The 21,635-nt window shown below is 38.7% G+C and carries 23 protein-coding genes, 1 rRNA gene, 1 pseudogene and 2 other annotated features; all 25 genes and pseudogenes read left to right on the forward strand.

Annotated elements, in window-relative coordinates; genetic code table 11:
- Window positions 1-41: 41 nt before the first annotated feature.
- The 25 genes and pseudogenes from rrf to H0173_RS08230 all read left to right on the forward strand — a co-directional run bounded on the left by rrf (window position 42) and on the right by H0173_RS08230 (window position 21,479).
- Window positions 42-158: ribosomal RNA gene (gene rrf / locus H0173_RS08110) — 5S ribosomal RNA — on the forward strand.
- Between the two features lie 357 nt (window positions 159-515).
- Window positions 516-926 (forward strand): CtsR family transcriptional regulator, encoded by a 411-nt coding sequence (locus H0173_RS08115; protein WP_396021197.1) that lies wholly within the window; start codon window positions 516-518, stop codon window positions 924-926.
- A 23-nt stretch (window positions 927-949) separates the two neighbouring features.
- Window positions 950-1,498, forward strand: coding sequence for a protein-arginine kinase activator protein McsA (gene mcsA / locus H0173_RS08120; RefSeq protein WP_221845865.1), 549 nt, complete (start codon window positions 950-952; stop codon window positions 1,496-1,498).
- Window positions 1,499-1,500: 2 nt separating this feature from the next.
- Window positions 1,501-2,587 (forward strand): annotated as a pseudogene (mcsB, locus tag H0173_RS08125) (protein-arginine kinase McsB); the annotation flags it as partial.
- A complete protein-coding gene (clpC, locus tag H0173_RS08130; RefSeq protein ID WP_221845867.1) occupies window positions 2,585-5,035 on the forward strand; it encodes an ATP-dependent protease ATP-binding subunit ClpC in 2,451 nt (816 codons plus the stop codon). The pseudogene mcsB and the gene clpC, both read left to right, overlap by 3 nt.
- A gap of 128 nt (window positions 5,036-5,163) precedes the next feature.
- The gene (gene radA, locus H0173_RS08135; RefSeq protein ID WP_221845868.1) at window positions 5,164-6,543 is read left to right on the forward strand and encodes a DNA repair protein RadA; all 1,380 of its coding nucleotides are present in this window, start codon (window positions 5,164-5,166) and stop codon (window positions 6,541-6,543) included.
- A gap of 3 nt (window positions 6,544-6,546) precedes the next feature.
- Entirely contained in the window at window positions 6,547-7,620 is a 1,074-nt protein-coding gene (disA, locus tag H0173_RS08140; protein WP_221845869.1) for a DNA integrity scanning diadenylate cyclase DisA, read from the forward strand.
- Between the two features lie 195 nt (window positions 7,621-7,815).
- The gene (locus H0173_RS08145; protein ID WP_221845870.1) at window positions 7,816-8,898 is read left to right on the forward strand and encodes a PIN/TRAM domain-containing protein; all 1,083 of its coding nucleotides are present in this window, start codon (window positions 7,816-7,818) and stop codon (window positions 8,896-8,898) included.
- A gap of 38 nt (window positions 8,899-8,936) precedes the next feature.
- Window positions 8,937-9,632 carry a 2-C-methyl-D-erythritol 4-phosphate cytidylyltransferase gene (gene ispD / locus H0173_RS08150; RefSeq protein WP_221845871.1) on the forward strand — a complete coding sequence of 232 codons (696 nt, stop codon included), beginning with the start codon at window positions 8,937-8,939 and terminating at the stop codon, window positions 9,630-9,632.
- A gap of 26 nt (window positions 9,633-9,658) precedes the next feature.
- Window positions 9,659-10,138 (forward strand): 2-C-methyl-D-erythritol 2,4-cyclodiphosphate synthase, encoded by a 480-nt coding sequence (gene ispF / locus H0173_RS08155; protein ID WP_221845872.1) that lies wholly within the window; start codon window positions 9,659-9,661, stop codon window positions 10,136-10,138.
- 96 nt (window positions 10,139-10,234) lie between these two features.
- The gene (gltX, locus tag H0173_RS08160; protein ID WP_221845873.1) at window positions 10,235-11,692 is read left to right on the forward strand and encodes a glutamate--tRNA ligase; all 1,458 of its coding nucleotides are present in this window, start codon (window positions 10,235-10,237) and stop codon (window positions 11,690-11,692) included.
- A 42-nt stretch (window positions 11,693-11,734) separates the two neighbouring features.
- Window positions 11,735-11,970: a binding site (T-box leader), on the forward strand.
- Between the two features lie 154 nt (window positions 11,971-12,124).
- The gene (gene cysE / locus H0173_RS08165) at window positions 12,125-12,793 is read left to right on the forward strand and encodes a serine O-acetyltransferase (RefSeq protein ID WP_221845874.1); all 669 of its coding nucleotides are present in this window, start codon (window positions 12,125-12,127) and stop codon (window positions 12,791-12,793) included.
- Window positions 12,774-14,177, forward strand: coding sequence for a cysteine--tRNA ligase (gene cysS, locus H0173_RS08170; RefSeq protein ID WP_221845875.1), 1,404 nt, complete (start codon window positions 12,774-12,776; stop codon window positions 14,175-14,177). The genes cysE and cysS overlap by 20 nt, the downstream gene beginning before the upstream one ends.
- A 3-nt stretch (window positions 14,178-14,180) precedes the next feature.
- Window positions 14,181-14,600, forward strand: coding sequence for a Mini-ribonuclease 3 (locus H0173_RS08175; RefSeq protein ID WP_221845876.1), 420 nt, complete (start codon window positions 14,181-14,183; stop codon window positions 14,598-14,600).
- A 1-nt stretch (window position 14,601) separates the two neighbouring features.
- Window positions 14,602-15,345, forward strand: a complete 744-nt coding sequence (rlmB, locus tag H0173_RS08180) for a 23S rRNA (guanosine(2251)-2'-O)-methyltransferase RlmB (protein ID WP_221845877.1) — start codon at window positions 14,602-14,604, stop codon at window positions 15,343-15,345.
- 2 nt (window positions 15,346-15,347) lie between these two features.
- Window positions 15,348-15,857: an NYN domain-containing protein gene (locus H0173_RS08185; RefSeq protein ID WP_221845878.1), complete on the forward strand. Its 510-nt coding sequence runs from the start codon at window positions 15,348-15,350 to the stop codon at window positions 15,855-15,857.
- Between the two features lie 70 nt (window positions 15,858-15,927).
- On the forward strand, window positions 15,928-16,584 hold the full coding sequence (sigH, locus tag H0173_RS08190) for an RNA polymerase sporulation sigma factor SigH (RefSeq protein ID WP_313770621.1): 657 nt from the start codon (window positions 15,928-15,930) through the stop codon (window positions 16,582-16,584).
- Window positions 16,585-16,687: 103 nt separating this feature from the next.
- The gene (gene rpmG, locus H0173_RS08195) at window positions 16,688-16,831 is read left to right on the forward strand and encodes a 50S ribosomal protein L33 (RefSeq protein WP_221845879.1); all 144 of its coding nucleotides are present in this window, start codon (window positions 16,688-16,690) and stop codon (window positions 16,829-16,831) included.
- Between the two features lie 143 nt (window positions 16,832-16,974).
- The gene (gene secE / locus H0173_RS08200) at window positions 16,975-17,157 is read left to right on the forward strand and encodes a preprotein translocase subunit SecE (protein ID WP_221845880.1); all 183 of its coding nucleotides are present in this window, start codon (window positions 16,975-16,977) and stop codon (window positions 17,155-17,157) included.
- Window positions 17,158-17,380: 223 nt separating this feature from the next.
- Complete coding sequence (gene nusG, locus H0173_RS08205; RefSeq protein ID WP_221845881.1) at window positions 17,381-17,914, forward strand: transcription termination/antitermination protein NusG; 534 nt, start codon at window positions 17,381-17,383, stop codon at window positions 17,912-17,914.
- A gap of 269 nt (window positions 17,915-18,183) precedes the next feature.
- Window positions 18,184-18,609, forward strand: a complete 426-nt coding sequence (gene rplK / locus H0173_RS08210; protein ID WP_057776525.1) for a 50S ribosomal protein L11 — start codon at window positions 18,184-18,186, stop codon at window positions 18,607-18,609.
- A 307-nt stretch (window positions 18,610-18,916) separates the two neighbouring features.
- On the forward strand, window positions 18,917-19,615 hold the full coding sequence (gene rplA, locus H0173_RS08215) for a 50S ribosomal protein L1 (RefSeq protein WP_221845882.1): 699 nt from the start codon (window positions 18,917-18,919) through the stop codon (window positions 19,613-19,615).
- 67 nt (window positions 19,616-19,682) lie between these two features.
- Window positions 19,683-19,816, forward strand: a sequence feature (ribosomal protein L10 leader region).
- Between the two features lie 33 nt (window positions 19,817-19,849).
- Window positions 19,850-20,350 carry a 50S ribosomal protein L10 gene (gene rplJ, locus H0173_RS08220; RefSeq protein WP_221845883.1) on the forward strand — a complete coding sequence of 167 codons (501 nt, stop codon included), beginning with the start codon at window positions 19,850-19,852 and terminating at the stop codon, window positions 20,348-20,350.
- A gap of 61 nt (window positions 20,351-20,411) precedes the next feature.
- On the forward strand, window positions 20,412-20,774 hold the full coding sequence (gene rplL / locus H0173_RS08225) for a 50S ribosomal protein L7/L12 (RefSeq protein WP_221845884.1): 363 nt from the start codon (window positions 20,412-20,414) through the stop codon (window positions 20,772-20,774).
- A gap of 102 nt (window positions 20,775-20,876) precedes the next feature.
- The gene (locus H0173_RS08230) at window positions 20,877-21,479 is read left to right on the forward strand and encodes a class I SAM-dependent methyltransferase (RefSeq protein ID WP_221845885.1); all 603 of its coding nucleotides are present in this window, start codon (window positions 20,877-20,879) and stop codon (window positions 21,477-21,479) included.
- Window positions 21,480-21,635 lie beyond the last annotated feature (156 nt).

Here is a 21,635-nt window from a genome sequence, read left to right on the forward strand (position 1 = left end):
GCATTATCTAGTTTTGAGGGAACAACTCTCAATTAAAATAGTCTGGTGGCGATAGCGAGAAGGTCACACCCGTTCCCATCCCGAACACGGAAGTTAAGCTTCTCAGCGCCGATGGTAGTTGGGGGCTCTCCCCCTGTGAGAGTAGGACGTCGCCAGGCGAAATGAAAAGAGTACCGAAGAGGTACTCTTTTTTCTCGTTTTAAAATACTAATAAATACCTATGAAGTTAGCCGGATTTTTTGTAGCAAACACTTTTATATAAAAGATAATGCCTTAGCTTGAAAAATATAGGTTCTCCAAAGAATTACAATCACTCCTGAAACATCTTCTAAATAAAAATATTTCACAGGTTTGAGAACTAAAAAAAGAGGGAAAATTAATAACATCTGTTAATTGCATCGAAATATATTGTTATGTATAATTAAAGTCAAATATAGTCAAAGTCAGATTTGGGGGGAGGAGTATTGAGAAATATCTCAGACATTATTGAAGATTATTTAAAACGGGTTTTAGAAATGAGCGAAAAGGAAATTGTTGAAATAAAGCGTAGTGAAATTGCAGATAAATTTCAATGTGTTCCGTCCCAAATTAATTACGTTATTAATACGAGATTTACGATAGAAAAAGGATATGCTGTTGAAAGTAAACGCGGCGGCGGCGGTTATATCCGAATTATGAAAGTGCAGACACATGACGACGCTCATTTAATTGAACAATTGCTATCCTTAATTCAAAGCCGAATCGCCCAGAGCAGTGCAGAAGACGTTATTATTCGGCTTGTTGAAGAAGAGATTATTACCGAAAGGGAAGCAAAGATAATGCTTAGTGTTATCGATCGCTCTGTCCTTTATATTGAACTTCCATATCGTGATGAACTCCGTGCAAGGATGTTAAAAGCGATGTTGACGACTTTAAAATATAAATAGTAGCGGGCTGGAGAGGTGAAAACATGATATGTCAAGAATGTAATCAAAGACCGGCAACGCTTCATTTTACAAAAATATTAAATGGAGAAAAGGCTGAGTATCATTTATGTGAAAAATGCGCTCAGGAAAAAGGCGATATGTTCATGTTAAGTGGTACACCAGGCTTTTCGATAAATAACCTGTTAGCCGGACTGTTAAATATGGATACAGCTTTCCAAGCAACGAAGCAGGATCCTTTTAAGCAGGAAGAAATCCTCCAATGTGATCAATGTTCAATGACTTTTCAACAATTTATTAAAGTAGGCAGATTTGGCTGTGCTAATTGTTATCAAGCTTTTAGCGGTCAATTAGAACCAATTTTAAGAAGACTGCACAGCGGAAATTCTGCACATAACGGGAAAATTCCTGCCAGAATTGGCGGAAGTATTCATATTAGAAAAAGTATTGAAGAATTAAAACAACGCTTAAAAGATTCTATTTCCAGAGAAGAATTTGAAAGGGCTGCTGAGATAAGAGATGAAATACGCTTACTTGAAGGCAAATTAGGCTCTGGTCACAAGGAGGGGAAATAGAATTGTCTTTAGACCGTTTCATGAATCAGGCTATCAGCTCCTGGATGAGTGCTGAAGGCCCGGATTCGGATATTATCTTAAGTTCTCGAATTAGATTGGCCCGAAATATAAAGCAGTATAAATTTCCGACTCTTTTTACGAATGAGGAGGCACAGTCCATTATTCGTGTGATGAACGAAAGGTTAACGGATTCATCACTTACAAAGCTGAAAAAATTAGAATTATTACTAATGGATGAGCTTCAGCCTCTTCAAAAAAGAGTATTAATGGAGAAACATTTGATTAGTCCTCATCTTGCTGAAAATTCCTCCCATGGTGCCTGTATTCTTTCAGAAAATGAGGAATTAAGTATTATGATCAATGAGGAAGATCATATCCGAATTCAATGTTTATTTCCGGGATTTCAATTATCTGAGGCACTGGATATGGCAAATAAGGTAGATGATTGGATCGAAGAAAAGGCGGATTATGCTTACGATGAAAATGTTGGCTTTTTAACTAGCTGTCCAACAAATGTAGGTACAGGTTTAAGAGCATCTGTTATGGTTCATCTGCCAGGGCTTATTCTAACTCAGCAAATGAATAGAATTATTCCAGCAATTAATCAGCTTGGCTTAGTTGTTAGAGGAATTTATGGAGAAGGCAGCGAAGCTTTAGGTAATATCTTTCAAGTGTCAAATCAAATTACTCTTGGCAAATCAGAAAAAGATATTGTTGAAGATTTAAAGAGTGTTGTTGGCCAACTTATTTCACAAGAAAGATCTGCCAGAGAAGCATTAGCTAAAACTTCTAACATACAATTAGAAGACAGAGTCTTCCGCTCTTATGGGATTTTATCAAACTGCCGAATAATTGAATCAAAAGAAGCAGCAAGATGTTTATCTGATGTTCGGCTAGGAATTGATATGAATTATATAAAGAATATTTCCAAGAACATTTTAAATGAATTAATGATTCTGACGCAGCCAGGTTTTTTACAACAGTATGCAGGAGGTCCGTTAAGACCTTATGAAAGGGATATACGCCGGGCGTCATTAATAAGAGAAAGAATGAAAATGGAAAACGAAGAGACAGGAGGATGAGAACATGATGTTCGGTCGTTTTACAGAGAGAGCACAAAAGGTATTGGCATTAGCTCAAGAAGAAGCTATTCGTTTAGGTCATAACAATATCGGTACAGAGCATATTTTGCTAGGCCTCGTACGCGAAGGCGAAGGAATTGCGGCGAAGGCTCTTCATGCATTAGGATTGGGTTCAGATAAAATTCAGAAAGAAGTGGAAAACCTAATTGGCAGAGGCCAAGATGCATCGCAAACGATTCATTATACGCCAAGAGCTAAAAAGGTAATTGAACTATCAATGGATGAAGCACGTAAATTAGGCCACTCTTATGTGGGAACAGAGCATATCCTTCTTGGTCTCATTCGTGAAGGGGAAGGCGTTGCAGCGAGAGTATTAAATAATCTTGGGGTAAGTTTAAATAAAGCACGTCAACAGGTTTTACAGTTGTTGGGCAGCAATGAGTCAGGCAATCACCAAGGGGGATCATCGGCAAGTGCTAATACTCCAACACTTGATGGATTAGCAAGAGATTTAACAGCTATTGCTAGAGAGGGCAGCCTTGATCCGGTAATTGGACGCGGAAAAGAAATTCAGCGAGTAATCGAAGTATTAAGTCGCCGAACAAAAAATAACCCTGTTCTTATTGGAGAGCCTGGTGTTGGGAAGACAGCAATTGCTGAAGGATTAGCACAGCAAATTATTAATAACGAGGTACCAGAAACCCTTCGTGATAAACGCGTGATGACTCTTGATATGGGTACAGTCGTGGCAGGTACTAAATATCGTGGTGAATTTGAAGATCGTTTAAAGAAGGTTATGGATGAAATTCGCCAGGCCGGAAATATTATATTATTCATTGATGAGCTTCACACATTAATTGGAGCAGGCGGAGCAGAAGGAGCGATCGATGCTTCTAATATTCTTAAGCCATCTCTTGCACGCGGAGAACTTCAATGTATTGGTGCAACTACGCTAGATGAGTATCGTAAATATATTGAAAAAGATGCAGCACTTGAAAGACGCTTCCAGCCAATTAGTGTGGATGAACCGACAGCTGAAGAATCGATTCAAATTCTGCAAGGATTACGTGATCGCTATGAGGCACACCACCGTGTGACTATTACGGATGAAGCCATTGATGCGGCAGTAAAATTATCGGACCGCTATATTTCAGATCGCTTCCTTCCGGATAAAGCAATTGATCTTATTGATGAGGCGGGCTCAAAGGTAAGACTTCGATCATATACTACTCCGCCAAATTTAAAAGAATTAGAATTAAAGCTTGAGGATGTACGAAAAGAAAAGGATGCCGCTGTTCAAAGTCAAGAATTCGAAAAGGCAGCTTCATTAAGGGATACGGAGCAGCGTCTTCGTGAACAGCTTGAAGAAACAAAGAAAACGTGGAAAGAAAAGCAAGGCAAGGAAAACAGTGAAGTAACAGTTGAAGATATTGCTAGTGTTGTTTCTAGCTGGACTGGAATCCCGGTTTCTAAGCTAGCCCAAACTGAAACGCAAAAACTGCTTAACCTTGAAGAAATTTTACATTCAAGAGTGATTGGCCAGGAGGAAGCAGTAAAAGCGATTTCGAAAGCTGTACGCCGTGCAAGAGCAGGTTTAAAGGATCCAAAGAGACCGATTGGTTCATTTATTTTCCTTGGTCCTACAGGAGTTGGAAAAACAGAGCTTGCCCGTGCACTCGCTGAATCCATGTTTGGCGATGAAGATGCTATGATTCGTATCGATATGTCTGAATATATGGAGAAGCACTCAACATCGAGATTAGTTGGCTCACCTCCAGGCTATGTAGGTTATGAAGAAGGTGGACAGTTAACAGAGAAGGTCCGTAGAAAACCGTATTCCGTTGTACTTCTTGACGAAATTGAAAAGGCTCATCCGGATGTGTTTAATATTCTTTTACAAGTGTTAGAGGACGGACGCCTTACAGATTCTAAAGGAAGAACTGTAGATTTTAGAAATACCGTCTTAATTATGACATCCAATGTTGGTGCTGAGGCTTTAAGACGAAATAAATATGTTGGCTTCAATATTCAGGATGGGGAGCAGGATTACAAGGATATGAAGGGTAAGGTCATGGAGGAACTGAAAAAATCATTCCGTCCTGAATTCCTAAACCGAGTTGATGAAATTATTGTTTTCCATGCTTTAGAGAAAACTCATCTCAAGGAAATTGTGACGTTAATGTCAGATCAGTTAACGAAACGATTAAAAGAACAGGATATTATCTTAGAATTAACAGAGGCTGCGAAGGAGAAAATTGCGGATGAAGGCTATGATCCAGAATACGGCGCTAGACCAATTCGCAGGGCGATTCAAAAGCATATTGAGGATCGTTTATCTGAGGAGCTATTAAAAGGAACGGTATTAACTGGTCAGAACGTTGTTATTGATGTCAAGGATGGAGAATTTGTAGTCGGAACAGCAAAAGGGAAGGTAGCTGCAACCTTACAAAAATAATATCGTCTAAATAGATAGTATGAGAAAAATCAAGGGGGTACACGAAAGCGTGTGCCTTCTTTGTACTTAATAGTCGTTTTATAGTAAGAAGATTATTTTTCCTAAATAAATGAAGAGGAAGAAACGGTATGGCAAAAAGAAAAACAAAATTTATGTGTCAGGAATGCGGTTATGAATCTCCTAAATGGATGGGGAAATGCCCTGGCTGTGGTGAGTGGAATAAGATGGTGGAGGAAGTTGAGAAAGCAGCCACATCACGAAGGGGAGCTTTCTTACACTCTCAAGGCTCTACAGTAATTTCAAAAGCCACGCCTATCACCTCCATTGAAACAGTCAGCGAACCCCGTATTTATACAGACCTAAAAGAATTGAACCGGGTGCTTGGAGGAGGAATTGTCAGGGGATCGCTAGTACTGATTGGCGGTGATCCGGGTATCGGAAAATCCACATTATTGCTGCAGGTTTCCTCTCAGCTAGCTAATAAAAATCATTCTGTCTTATACATTTCTGGTGAAGAATCAATGAGGCAAACTAAATTACGTGCGGACCGTTTAGGTGTTTCTTCTGAGCATTTATTAGTGTATTCAGAAACGAGTTTAGATGAAATTAGCCGAACAATCGATAGCGTTAATCCTAGTTTTGTTATTATCGACTCGATTCAGACCATTTTTCACCCAGAAGTAACCTCAGCTCCTGGCAGTGTCTCTCAAGTAAGAGAATGTACGGCAGAATTAATGAGAATTGGAAAAACTAAGGGTATTGCTATTTTTATTGTCGGGCATGTTACAAAGGAAGGCTCGATCGCGGGTCCTAGATTATTGGAGCATATGGTGGATACGGTGCTTTATTTCGAAGGGGAGCGCCATCATACATATAGGATTTTGCGGGCAGTAAAAAATCGATTTGGATCCACTAACGAGATGGGGATTTTTGAGATGAAAGAGTTTGGATTGGAGGAAGTGGAAAATCCATCGGAAATCTTTTTAGAAGAACGATCCCAAGGAGCTGCTGGGTCAACGGTTGTTGCTTCCATGGAGGGGACACGCCCGGTGCTTGTAGAAATTCAGGCGCTTATTTCTCCAACAAGCTTTGGAAATCCCCGCAGAATGGCGACAGGTATTGATCATAATCGTGTGCCTCTCTTAATGGCAGTTTTAGAAAAACGGGTGGGCATGCTTTTACAGAATCAAGATGCATATTTAAAGGTTGCTGGAGGGGTAAAGCTGGATGAGCCGGCCATAGATCTGGCCATTGCTGTCAGCATAGCATCAAGCTTTCGTGATAAGCCCACAAGGCCAACCGATTGCATAATTGGGGAAGTGGGATTAACAGGTGAGGTTAGAAGGGTATCGAGAATAGAGCAGCGTGTCCAGGAGGCTGCAAAACTTGGTTTTGACCGAGTCATTCTGCCAACCAATAATTTAGGAGGCTGGTCAGCACCTAAAGGAATTGAGCTTGTAGGTGTAAGCTCAGTTAGTGAAGCATTAAAAGCTACATTAGGAGGTTAAAGGATGGAAATTAAAAAGCTTGGTGAAAAAACAATGAGCGAAATCTTGCAGTTTATGGCTCCTGGTACTCCAATTCGAGAGGGAATTGATAACGTGCTGCGTGCCAATACTGGCGGATTAATTGTAATGGGAAGCAAAGAGAAAATTACTCATATCGTTGATGGGGGTTTCCAAATTAATGCTCCTTTTTCACCAAGCTATTTATATGAGTTAGCGAAAATGGATGGAGCGATTATCCTCAATCAAGAGGGAAATAAGATTTTAATAGCAAATGCTCAATTAGCCCCAGACCCTACGGTACCTTCTACGGAAACAGGTATGCGTCACCGTACAGCAGAAAGGGTTGCTAAGCAGACTGGGGAGCTTGTCATTGCTATTTCCCAAAGAAGAAATGTAATTACGCTATACAAAGGTCATTTTCGCTATGCCTTAAGAGATATTGGCGTTATTCTGACAAAAGCCAATGTAGCTTTGCAAACACTTGAAAAATATAAAATGGTTTTAGAAGAGGATATCGCCAATTTAAGTGTTCTTGAATTTGAAGAGATTGTTACATATAGCGATATTTTAAATGTTTTTCATAGTATTGAAATGGTTCTAAGAATAAAGAATGAGTTATTAACATATTTAAATGAACTTGGTATCGAGGGTAGGCTTATACGGCTTCAAATGAATGAGCTATTAGAGGATATAGAGAGAGAAGTGGATCTAATAATAAAAGATTACGCTCTTTCAAAGGATATACAAACAAAAGAAATGTTTTGCAAATTACAGGAAATGTCTGTAGGGAAAATGCTGGAGGATGCAGTCATATTAAAGCTGTTGGGCTATAACGGCTATGTTCCTACCGATGAATATAAGTGTCCTAGAGGATATAGAATGTTATCGAAAATCCCAAGATTGCCTCCTGTCATAATTGAAAATTTAATAAATCGATTCGTAGATCTTCCTGCGATTGTTTCTGCTTCCGTAGACGAGCTGGATGATGTTGAAGGCATCGGGGAAGTACGAGCAAGAAAAATAAAAGAGGGTCTAAAATTGATAAAAAAACAGCATTTAGCAGACCGTCAGCTTTAAGTGACCATTGAACTATATAGACCAGTATGATAAAATATTCGGTTATTCATTTTATTTGACACTTTATTGTAAATGGTGCTAACCTAGATTATAATAGATTTCTTTATTTCGTAACTATATTTTAATATAATTTTTCCTCTCCCCAAGGTTTCAATTTTAAAAATTTGTTTATAATGATTAAAAGGAGGTGAAGGTATGTTAAAACGTATTGTTCAAGCATGCTTTCTGATTATCGGGATAACACTTGGGATCTTTCTAATTCCCGATTTATTAATATTAATTTCGCTGGATGACGTTACTCTATTAAATAATCCTTATTCATCCGCCATCTTAGGTGCAATTATTTTTTATCTTATTTCTTTCTGGGCGGTTGACTATGTTGTTAATGTTGTCAAATGGGTGGAAGAATCCCTCGTTAAAGCGCCGATCACTGATATTATATTTGGAAGCGTTGGATTAGTTTTTGGTTTGATTATTGCCTTTTTAATCGGGTATGCTCTAACTGCCATTGAAGTGCCTATTTTAAATACAGTTGCCCCAATTGTACTTACTTTAATTTTTGGTTATTTAGGCTTCCAGGTAGGTTTTAAAAAGCGTGATGAGCTTTTATCTTTATTTTCTAACAGAAGGAAGAAGAATGCGGAAGAAGATCCCGAAGCTGCGCCAAAAAATGTGTTGAAATTATTGGATACAAGTGTCATTATTGATGGCAGAATCGCAGATATTTGCCAAACTGGATTTTTAGAAGGGACAATAGTCATCCCGCAGTTTGTGTTAGAAGAATTACAGCATATTGCTGACTCTTCAGATGTACTAAAGCGGAACCGCGGAAGAAGAGGATTAGACATTCTAAACAGAATTCAGAAAGAGCTTTCGATTAAAGTTGAGATTTACGAAGGTGATTTTGAAGAAATTCAGGAAGTTGATAGTAAGCTAATAAAGCTTGCTAAGGTAACAAACGGAATTGTCGTCACAAATGATTTTAATTTAAATAAAGTTTGCGAATTTCAAGGAGTATCGGTCTTAAATATTAATGACTTAGCCAATGCGGTTAAACCAGTTGTTCTTCCTGGCGAAGAAATGAAGGTTCAAGTTATTAAGGATGGGAAAGAGCAGAATCAAGGAATTGCCTATCTTGATGATGGTACGATGATTGTCGTTGAGGATGGACGTGATTATATCGGCAAGCACATTGATGTCCTTGTGACGAGTGTTCTGCAAACTTCAGCTGGCCGAATGATATTTGCGAAACCAAAGCTATTAGAAAAAGCATTATAATACTAGAAGTAGTTTAGGGAGAATGGGGTTTATTTATAATGGCTTATCAAGTCATCATTCCTGCAGCTGGCCAAGGAAAAAGAATGGGAGCAGGCAGGAATAAAGTATTATTAGAATTAAATCAATTGCCTATTTTTATTCATACACTGAAAGTTTTCGAAATGGATCAGGATTGTAACGGAATCTATCTAGCCATCAATCCTCGGGATGAGTCAGAAATGAAAGCACTCCTACATGAACATCACATTACAAAGGTGGTGGCTTTAGCTCCCGGTGGTAAGGAGAGGCAGCATAGTATTTATAATGCATTAAAATTCGTTAAGCAAAAAGGAATTATTCTTGTACATGATGCTGCACGGCCATTTATTAATAAAAAGCTTCTTGATCCTTTAGTAAAAGCTGCAGAGGAAAATGGGGCTTCGATATTAGCTGTCCCGGTAAAGGATACAGTAAAAAAGGCTGCCGGAAAAATTGTTACGGAAACGGTCGAACGTACCAGCTTGTGGGCTGTTCAAACCCCACAGGCTTTTCGTTTTTCTATTTTAATGCAAGCCTATCAAAAAGCCGAACAGGATGATTTTCTCGGCACAGATGATGCCAGCTTAGTAGAGAGGATCGGGCATAATGTTGTGATAGTTGAAGGCAGTTATGACAATATTAAGCTGACTACACCAGAAGACTTATATTTTGCGGAAGCAATTATTAGAAAACAGAATGGGAATCATTCACCATAACTATTATAAAAAGAGGGGACAATACGATGTTTCGAATTGGACAAGGCTTTGATGTGCATCAATTAACGGAAGGGCGCCCGCTCATAATTGGCGGAATAGAAATTCCTTATGAAAAAGGGCTGCTAGGGCATTCTGATGCGGATGTACTATTGCATACGGTGGCAGATGCATGCTTAGGAGCAATCGGTGAAGGGGATATTGGAAGACACTTTCCTGATACAGACCCTGAATTTAAGGACGCGGATTCGGCAAAACTACTGGAGCATGTATGGAATCTTGTGAAGGAAAAAGGCTATGAGTTGGTAAACGCAGATTGCACAATTATTGCACAAAAGCCAAAAATGGCACCGTATACAGGGCAAATGAGAAAAAGAATCGCAGAGTTATTAGAAACCTCTGAAGAAAATATAAATGTAAAAGCAACAACAACAGAAAAACTTGGGTTCACAGGGCGTGGCGAGGGAATTGCCTCTCAAGTAGCGGTGCTGCTGCAGAAAAAGAGCTAGTTTTTGCGTTGTTAAAAAGATTAATATATAGGCATGAACAAGTGGAACTGATAAAATAAATCAAGGAAATGATACCTAGAGGAGGACATTAGTAACATGTCAAACGATATTCGAGTACGTTATGCTCCAAGTCCAACAGGACATTTACATATTGGAAATGCCCGTACCGCTTTATTCAATTATTTATTCGCCAGAAATCAAGGCGGGAAATTCATTATCCGCATTGAAGATACAGATAAGAAAAGAAATATCGAGGGCGGGGAAGAAAGCCAGCTAAAGTACTTAACATGGCTTGGCATTGATTGGGATGAAAGTGTTGATAAGGACGGAGGCGTTGGCCCTTATCGCCAATCTGAACGAAATGATATTTATGAGAAATATTATAATGAGCTCCTTGAAAAAGGGTATGCCTATAAATGCTATTGTACGGAAGAAGAGTTAGAAGCGGAGAGAGAAGCACAGTCCGCAAAGGGAGAAACACCAGCATATTCAGGCAAATGCCGTCATTTATCACCTGAAGAACGTGCAAAGCTTGAAGCGGAAGGCCGAAAGCCGAGCATTCGTTTCTTAGTGCCAAGCGGGAAAGTGTATGCTTTTGACGATATGGTAAAGGGTAATGTTTCGTTTGAGTCAGACGGAATTGGCGACCATGTAATTGTTAAAAAAGATGGAACGCCAACTTATAATTTTGCTGTAACAATTGATGACCATCTAATGGAAATCTCTCATGTATTAAGAGGTGATGACCACATTTCTAATACACCAAAGCAATTAATGATTTATGATGCTTTAGGATGGGAGCCTCCGATTTTTGGTCATATGACATTAATCGTAAATGAAAGCCGCAAAAAATTAAGTAAGCGTGATGAATCAATTATTCAGTTTATTGAGCAATACGAAGAATTAGGCTATTTGCCTGAGGCTCTATTTAACTTTATTGCCCTCTTAGGATGGTCTCCATCAGGTGAGGAAGAAATCTTCTCTAAGAGCGAGTTTATTGATATTTTTGATGCAAGCCGCCTATCAAAATCTCCAGCTCTTTTCGATAAGCAAAAGCTGACTTGGATGAATAACCAATACATGAAAACAATTGATATTGATAGACTAGTTTCAATTGCTCAGCCGCATCTTGTTAAAGCTGGCCGTATAGGCGAGAATTTAACTGAAGAGGAAGCTGGATGGGTTCGCAGCCTAATCGCTTTATATCAGGAGAAAATGAGCTATGGAGCTGAGATTGTAGAGCTTTCTGAGATTTTCTTCAGTGACAAAACGGAAATGGATGAAGAAGCAAAGGTTGTTATTGAGGAAGAGCAGGTACCAGAAGTACTATCTGCTTTCTTACAGGAAATTGAAAGCTTGAGTGAATTTAATGCAGATGAAATTAAGGCTGCTATGAAGGCTGTTCAAAAATCTACAGGTCATAAAGGGAAGAAGCTTTTCATGCCGATCCGTGTAGCCATTACAGGTCAAACACACGGTCCTGACCTTCCGCAGGCAATAGCACTATTTGGAAAAGAAAAAGTAAAAAATCGATTATTAAGTATTTTAGATTAACATATTGCCTAAAATGTAATATAGTAATAAGTAACTTAATAAATGAAAGTGTTGAAGAGGAAAAGTAAGAAAATGATGCTTTTTAGAGAGAACCATCACCGGCTGAAAGTGGTTTAAGCCTCTCATAATTCTGAAGTGCCCCTCTGAGCCTCATTTCGAACGGAATTTTGTTTAAATATCCTACTAGAAGTGAGCGGAGCTAATCCGTTAAAAAGTAAGAGTTGAGGCATATTTATTATGTCTAAACAGAGTGGAACCGCGTGTTAAACGTCTCTGTCATTATTGACAGAGGCGTTTTTTTATTTCAAAGAAATTTAGCAAAGAAGGTTTAATCCTGTCGAGGAAATAAAAAATTTCCCGGAAAATATTATTCAAAAAAACCTATTTTCTAAATTTAGAATAACAATTTTCTATTAAGGAGGGGAAAGTACCATGTTTAAAAGGCTTAAAGAAGACATAGAGGTCGTGTTTGAGCAAGACCCAGCAGCAAGAAGCTATCTAGAAGTCATCTTAACTTATTCCGGCCTTCATGCTATATGGGGACATCGGATAGCGCATGCACTCTTTAAAAGAAAACTCTATTTTCTAGCAAGAGCGGTTTCTCAAATAAGCCGTTTCTTTACAGGAATAGAAATACATCCTGGCGCCCAAATCGGGAGAAGACTATTTATCGACCACGGGATGGGAGTAGTCATTGGAGAGACGTGCGAGATTGGAGACAATGTAACAATATTCCAAGGTGTAACCCTAGGTGGAACCGGGAAAGAAAAAGGAAAACGTCATCCGACCATTAAAGACAATGCACTGATTGCCACAGGAGCTAAGGTGCTTGGGTCAATTACTATAGGGGAAAATTCAAAAATTGGAGCAGGCTCTGTCGTATTACATGAAGTACCGCCGAATTCAACTGTAGTTGGAATACCAGGAAAAGTGAAAATTCAAGATGGAATTCGGATTAAAAAAGATTTAAATCATAGCGACCTTCCAGACCCAATTGCTGATAAATTTAAAGAATTAGAGAAAGAAATTGCTAAATTAACGACAGAATTAGAAGAGCTTAAAAAAGAAAGGAGTATGGTTAATGGCCATTCAAATTTATAATACACTAACACGGCAAAAAGAGCCTTTTATCCCTTTAGAAGAAGGAAAGGTAAAAATGTATGTGTGCGGTCCAACTGTTTATAATTATATTCATATAGGAAATGCCAGACCGCCAATTGTTTTTGATACAGTAAGAAGATATTTCGAGTATCGAGGCTATGATATTAAGTACATCTCCAATTTTACAGATGTAGATGATAAATTAATTCGGGCTGCGAATGAGCTAGGAGAAGAAGTGCCGGTTATAGCAGAGCGATTTATCGACGCTTTCTATGAGGATGTTTCGGCTCTTGGATGCAAACGTGCAGATGTTCACCCAAGAGTAACGGAAAGTATGGATATTATTATTGAGTTTATTGAGGCATTGATTGAAAAAGGATATGCCTATGAATCACAAGGGGATGTGTACTACCGTACTCGTAAATTTAATGAATATGGCAAGCTTTCACATCAATCCATTGATGAGCTTCAGTTGGGAGCAAGAATTGCAGTAGGTGAAAAGAAGGAGGATGCTCTCGATTTTGCTCTTTGGAAAGCGGCAAAGGAAGGGGAAATCTATTGGGATAGCCCTTGGGGGAAAGGACGTCCAGGCTGGCATATTGAATGCTCTGCAATGGCAAAAAAATATTTAGGTGAAACCATTGATATTCATGCGGGTGGCCAGGATTTAGCCTTCCCTCACCACGAGAATGAAATTGCCCAATCAGAAGCAGTTAGCGGCAAGCCATTTGCCCGTTACTGGATGCATAATGGTTATATTAATATCGATAACGAAAAAATGTCTAAATCACTTGGAAACTTTGTGCTTGTTCATGACATTATTAAGAAGCATGACCCGCAAGTTCTGCGATTCTTCATGCTGTCCGTTCATTATCGTAATCCTATTAACTATAGTGAAGAATTACTGGAGAATACACGAGCAGGCCTAGAAAGAATTAAAACATCTTACCATAACCTAAAGCACCGCCAAGAATCGAGTGCGAATCTGACTGATAATAATCAAGAATGGCTTGATAAAATTTCGGCATTGCATGAAGAGTTCATTAAGGAAATGGACGATGATTTTAACACGGCAAATGCGATCTCTGTCCTCTTTGAGTTATCTAAGCTAGCGAATTATTACTTAATGGAAAAGAACACTTCCTTTCAAGTAATTGAGGCTTTCACAAAGGAATTTGAAGATCTGTTTCATGTGCTTGGATTATCTTTAGACTCCCCGAAAGAGGATTTGCTTGATGAGGAAATCGAACGATTAATTGAAGAACGTATTCAAGCAAGAAAAGACAGAAACTTTGAATTAGCCGATAAAATCCGTGACCAGCTAAAAGAAATGAACATCATTCTTGAAGACACACCTCAAGGCATTAGATGGAAAAGAGGCTAAGGAATGCTTCAATATGATAATAAAATTGATGAGAAACAACTAAACAGCCTCGCCCTTGCTTATATGGGCGACGCTGTTTTTGAAGTTTATGTTCGAAGACACCTGATCCAAAGTGGTCAGGTAAGACCAAATCAGCTTCATAGAGAAGCTACCCATTATGTGTCAGCAAAGGCCCAATCAGCCTTTATCCACCAATTATTAGATTCGGGATTGCTTTCCGAAGAAGAGATAGCGGTTGTAAGAAGAGGAAGAAATGCAAAATCTGGTTCTGTTCCAAAAAACACGGATGTTCAGACATACCGATATAGCACAGCATTTGAAGCATTAATTGGCTATTTGCATTTATCAGGACAAGAGGAGCGGCTGGAAGAAATTATTCTGTTTGCTTTTCAAATCGTCAAAGACAAGAAAGGAGGAAAATAAAATGAGTCAAGATTTTATTATGGGAAAAAACCCTGTACTGGAAGCATTAAAGTCGGGGCGAGATATTAATAAAATTTTTATTGCAGAAGGATCCCAAGGGGGACAAATGCAACAGGTTATCGGGCTGGCAAAAGCATCAAATGTATTTGTCCAGTTTGTACCGAAGAAAAAATTAGATCAGATGGCAGAAGGAAATCATCAAGGTGTAGTAGCTCAGGTGGCAGCTTACCAATATGCGGAAATTGATGATCTTTTCCATGCGGCAGAAAAAAGAAATGAAGCACCTTTCTTTTTATTATTGGATGAAATCGAAGATCCTCATAACTTAGGATCCATTATGAGGACAGCGGATGCTGTAGGTGCTCATGGTATCATTATTCCGAAGCGGAGAGCGGTTGGATTGACTGCGACGGTGGCAAAAGCATCAACTGGTGCAATTGAGCATATTCCTGTTGTTCGTGTAACTAATATGGCAAGAACGATTGATGAATTAAAGGAAAAAGGGGTCTGGATTGCTGGAACAGATGCTAAGGGCAGTCAAGATTATCGCAGATTTGATGGAACTCTCCCTCTAGGATTAGTAATCGGCAGTGAAGGAAAGGGAATGGGCAGGTTGATTCGTGATAAATGTGATTTCTTAATCCATTTACCGATGGCAGGTCATGTAACATCCTTAAATGCCTCCGTTGCAGCAGCTCTTTTAATGTATGAGGTTTACCGAAAGCGACATCCTCTTGAGGGATAGAAATGGACATCCTACTCGTTGATGGATATAACGTAATTGGTGCTTGGCCCGAATTAAGGGCACTTAAGAAAAAGGATTTATCTTCTGCCAGAGACCGATTAATTGAAAAAATGGCAGAGTACCAAGGGTTTACAGGATATCGTGTTATTGTTGTTTTCGATGCTCATTTTGTAAAGGGCACTGAGAAAAAATATAAAGATTCAAAGGTTGAAGTTATTTTCACACGAACAAATGAAACGGCTGATGAAAGAATTGAAAAACTTGCCATCAGCCTTAGTAATAGAAGGACCCAAATTCATGTTGCAACATCTGACTATACTGAGCAATGGGCCATTTTTGGACAGGGAGCCTTAAGGAAATCCTCCAGAGAGCTTTTGAATGAAATGAACTCAATTGAAAGTAAAATTGAGAAAAGGGTCAAGAAAATTCAAGAAGATCAACCATTCTCGAAAATTCATCTTAGTAAAGAAATGGCGGAAATTTTTGAAAAGTGGCGCAGAGGGGACCATTGAATGGTTGACGCTGGAAAAAATCTTACTGTATAATATTTCTATCTATGCTTGTGCGGTCGGGGGGATCTTAGTGGATACTGACTTAAAAACAATCGACGAGAATAATTTAGAGTTTATGCAGCTTGAAGATGAAGAATTGATTGATTTAGTGCACAAAGGCGAGAGTGAAGCGTTGGATTACTTAATTCATAAGTACCGCAATTTTGTGCGCGCCAAAGCAAGATCCTATTTTTTAATTGGCGCAGATAAAGAAGATATTGTTCAAGAAGGAATGATTGGTTTATACAAGGCTATTCGTGATTTTAAAGAGGACAAGCTATCTTCTTTTAAAGCGTTTGCAGAGCTGTGTATTACTAGGCAAATTATTACAGCTATTAAAACCGCTACACGGCAAAAGCATATTCCGCTAAATTCATATGTTTCTTTGGACAAGCCTATTTATGATGAAGAATCAGATCGTACATTAATGGACGTAATTTCAGGTGCAAAAGTGATGGATCCTGAGGAATTGATTATTAACCAAGAAGAGTTTGATCATATCGAGGTTAAAATGTCTGAGCTTCTCAGTGATTTAGAGCGAAAGGTCCTTTCCCTTTATTTGGATGGGCAATCTTATCAGGAGATTTCTGAAGAATTAAATCGGCACGTTAAATCCATAGATAATGCCCTGCAAAGAGTGAAACGAAAGCTTGAAAGATATTTGGAGGTTCGTGAAATTACTTTATAATTTGAGGCCTCACTCTTTCTTCCAGCTTTCACTGTTATTGACATCATTTATGGTCCGTGATAAAGTTTTAAGAACGTAAATGTATTTTTTAGTAGGTGGAATCATGAGGAAAAAAGTTGTACTAGCATGCCAGGAATGCGGGTCAAGAAATTACACAACAATGAATAACAAAGACTCCGAGCGCCTAGAACTTAAAAAATATTGCAACACATGCAGTAACCATACGATCCATCGTGAAACAAAGTAATTTAGGTGAATGTATACTGTGTTTTTAAAGGGATTTTTCTAGATTCGTATACTCTTAATATTGAATAATGAATTATTTGTTTTTATGCTGATTAAATACAATATGAAATTTACTTAGATCATAAGTAAGTTGGGGGTTACATTATGCAACGCATCTTGAATTTTTTCCGCGATATTGGACGTGAAATGAGAAAGGTCAGTTGGCCAAAGCGGAAAGAAATGACTGGCTATACAGTGACAGTTCTTGCAACTGTAGCGTTTTTTGCGGTGTTCTTCGCAGTGGTTGACTTAGGTATTTCTGAATTGATTCGTTTAATTCTTGAATAACCCCTGTATATCCATGGTATAATGGAGAATAGCGCAGGAAACATTTTGCAAAGCCCGGAAACGGGTTTTTTATTTGGTTAAAAACATGCAATTTTTAATTGTAACGGCTCTTTTCTGGAGATTGTTGTTTACTAACTAGAGGCTGTTAAGATACAGGCAATTTACGAAAATAGTCAAAACTATTTAATATTACAGGGAGGGAAGGACGATTTAGTCCCCTTGAATGGAAAAGAATTGGTATGTGGTTCATACGTACTCCGGTTATGAAAATAAAGTAAAAGCAAACCTAGAGAAACGCGTTGAATCTATGGGAATGCAAGATAAAATCTTCCGAGTAATCGTTCCGGAAGAAGAAGAAACAGATATGAAGAACGGTAAAAAGAAAGTTGTAAAACGAAAAGTTTTCCCAGGTTACGTGCTTGTTGAAATTGTGATGACAGATGACTCTTGGTATGTAGTCCGCAATACACCTGGTGTAACAGGATTTGTTGGCTCAGCTGGTTCAGGTTCAAAGCCAACCCCATTGCTGCCTGAAGAAGTAAATGTGATCCTGAAGCGCATGGGCGTTGAGGAAAAACGAGTAGACATTAATTTTGAAATCGGAGAAATGGTTCAAGTGAAAGAAGGGCCATTTGCCAACTTTACTGGTTCGATTGAAGATATTGATAAAGACAAAGCGAAAATCAGAGTTCTTGTTAATATGTTTGGCCGTGACACCCCAGTTGAATTAGATTTTTCTCAAATTGAGAAACTATAACGAAATGCGGACAGCGCTTGTTTATGACCTCGAGTCGATGGCGCTTGAAACTAGACAATTCTCTAACTTACAAAAGCTACCTTTGTATTTTTTCAAAAAAACTTGAAATTGCCTTTGAAAAGTGATAATATTTCAAAGGTCAGTATGTCTCACTTTTTGAGACCAGACAATTGTTATGTTCTTTATCTTAATATAAAGACTATAAGTTGAGTGGGAGGGTCCCAAGGGTTCCCTATTACCACATCACGGACTTTAAGGAGGTGTGTCTCGTGGCTAAAAAAGTAATCAAACTTGTAAAATTACAAATTCCAGCAGGTAAAGCTAACCCTGCACCACCAGTAGGACCTGCATTAGGTCAAGCGGGTGTTAACATCATGGGATTCTGTAAGGAATTTAACGCACGTACAGCTGAACAAGCTGGCCTAATCATTCCTGTTGAAATTACGGTTTTTGAAGACCGTTCATTTACATTTATTACGAAAACTCCTCCTGCTGCTGTTCTTCTTAAGAAGGCTGCTGGAATCGAGTCTGGTTCTGGTGAACCAAACCGTAATAAAGTAGCAACAGTCAAGCGTGACAAGGTACGCGAGATTGCTGAAACAAAAATGCCTGACCTAAACGCTGCAAGCGTAGAAGCTGCAATGCTTATGGTTGAAGGTACTGCACGCAGCATGGGTATCGTTATCGAAGACTAATCCATGCTTCAAGTTTTAGGCTATTCAATGGGGTTGCGTTGCTGAGCTTGGTTTCACACGCAACCTTTCTTCTGTCTAGGACTTTTCTTTTTTATGTTGAGCACAGGGGCCGAACAAGGCGTCTGCGCTTTTCTGATGTCTAGCTCCGGTGCCTAGCCGCTCGAGGTTATAAGCCAATCCTTTCAAAAAGGTAAAGTACAACCTTTTCGAAAGGCTCGTCTTATACTGGTCGCGGCTGACCAAGGCACCTGCGCTTTTCAAAGTGGGAGGTTATTCCGCTAAAACCACAATCTAGGAGGAAAATATAATGGCTAAAAAAGGTAAGAAGTTTTTAGAAGCTGCAAAGCTTGTTGACCGTACAAAAGCTTATCCAATCGAAGAAGCAATTGACCTTGCTAAGAAAACAAACTTCACTAAATTTGATGCGACTGTAGAAGTTGCTTTCCGTTTAGGGATTGACCCTAAGAAAGCTGACCAAAACATCCGTGGAGCAGTAGTTCTTCCAAACGGAACTGGTAAAACTCAACGCGTATTAGTATTCGCAAAGGGTGAAAAAGCGAAGGAAGCAGAAGCTGCTGGTGCAGATTTTGTAGGCGATGCAGAATACATCAACAAAATCAACCAAGGCTGGTTTGATTTTGATGTAATCGTTGCAACTCCTGACATGATGGGTGAAGTTGGTAAACTTGGTCGTGTATTAGGACCTAAAGGCTTAATGCCAAACCCTAAAACAGGCACAGTTACATTCGATGTAGAAAAAGCTGTTAACGAAATCAAGGCAGGTAAAGTTGAATACCGTACTGATAAAGCTGGTAACATCCATGTTCCTATCGGTAAAGTATCATTTGAAACTGCAAAGCTTGTTGAAAACTTCAACACAATTTTTGACACTATGCTTAAAGTGAAGCCAGCTGCTGCTAAAGGTACTTACATGAAGAACGTATCTGTTACTTCTACTATGGGACCTGGCGTAAAGGTTGATCCTTCAACTGTAACAGTTAAGTAATTACTGGAAATAAACGTAAGAGATTGACAAACAAAATTACATTTAGTAATATGTATTTTGTTGTTAAAATAAATATTCATTTGTACCGTAGACAGCAGGTGCTTGTGCTTAATATCCTGCCGAGGTCATACGATAGATTCTTGCTTTGCTATTGTATACTCCCTCCATGTCTGCTCGATGTGGAGGTTTTTTATTGGACGGTATAAGTGTAGAATTTCTACAGGAGGTGTAAAGATGAGCAGCGCTATCGAATCAAAGAAACAAATCGTCGAAGAAATTGCTGAAAAACTAAAAACTAGCGTATCAACAGTTGTTGTTGATTACCGCGGTTTAACTGTTGCTCAAGTAACTGAACTTCGTAAACAACTTCGCGAAGCAGGTGTTGAATTTAAAGTATACAAAAATACTTTAACACGCCGTGCAGCGGAAGTTGCTGAATTATCTGCTTTAAACGAAGTGTTAACTGGTCCTAATGCTATTGCATTCAGCACTGAAGATGTTATTGCTCCAGCTAAGATCATTAACGAATTCGCTAAAAAGAATGAAGCACTTGAAATTAAATCAGGTGTAATTGAAGGAAATGTTGCATCAGCAGAAGAAGTAAAAGCTCTTGCAGAACTACCATCTCGCGAAGGTTTACTATCTATGCTACTCAGCGTACTTCAAGCACCTATCCGCAATCTTGCTCTTGCTGCAAAAGCTGTTGCAGATCAAAAAGAAGAACAAGGCGCGTAAGCTAATATTTTTAATAAATGAATCGATTTCAATCAACCAAATATAAGGAGGAAACATTATCATGACTAAAGAACAAATCATTGAAGCGGTTAAAAATATGACTGTTTTAGAATTAAACGACTTAGTAAAAGCTATCGAAGAAGAATTTGGTGTAACTGCTGCAGCTCCTGTAGCTGTTATGGGCGGAGCTGCTGGCGCTGCTGTTGAAGAAAAAACTGATTTTGATGTAATCCTTGCTTCTGCAGGCGACCAAAAAATCAAAGTTATCAAAGTTGTACGTGAAATCACAGGTCTTGGACTTAAAGAAGCAAAAGAACTTGTTGACAACACTCCAAAACCAATCAAAGAAGGCGCTTCTAAAGAAGAAGCTGAAGAAATCAAAGCTAAACTTGAAGAAGTTGGAGCTAACGTTGAAGTTAAGTAATATAGACTTAAAAAGGCTCGCTGTATAGCGGGCTTTTTTTCCATCCTATTGTCTTACCTCTCTTCATTTCTACCATGAATCTCCATTGGAGGTGATGATGACATGTCAGAGCATTACTATTCCAAAACTCAAAGTACAGAAAGCAATCCGAAATATTGGAACTTTACATTAAGGGATTATTCATTTCGTTTTAAGACTGATAACGGGGTGTTCTCGAAAAGCGAGGTTGACTTTGGTTCGAGATTGTTGATTGAAGTGTTTGAACCGCCGATGATTGAGGGAAATATTCTAGATGTCGGCTGTGGTTATGGTCCGATTGGGCTAACTGCGGCAAAGCTAATGGATAATCGCCTTGTTCATATGGTGGATGTTAATTCAAGGGCATTAGCGCTTGCTCGAGAAAATGCGGAATTAAATCATATTCATAATGTTGATATTTACGAAAGTGATCGTCTTGAAAATGTAAAAATTGATAATTTTGCGGCTGTATTAACTAACCCTCCGATTCGCGCCGGGAAAAAAGTAGTCCATGATATTTTTGAGCAAAGTTATCATAGACTACAGCAAGGTGGAGATCTATGGGTAGTGATACAGAAGAAGCAAGGTGCTCCGTCAGCAATTGAAAAATTATCAGAGTTTTTTAGTGAGGTCGAGACGGTGGATAAGAAAAAAGGCTATTATATAATACGAGCAAAAAAAGATTGACTTGACTTTTTGCTTATGTTAGCATTATATAATGCCAACATAATATATTCCGATTATTTACTAAAATACACAAAAGATGTATAATTTTGGTGTTTAGTGGGAAAGATAACAAAATAATAGTCGTAATGTGAAAATGTGGTTTTTGAACTAAAAACC

Source organism: Bacillus sp. S/N-304-OC-R1 (assembly GCF_019749375.1).
Lineage (GTDB): Bacteria > Bacillota > Bacilli > Bacillales > Cytobacillaceae > Cytobacillus.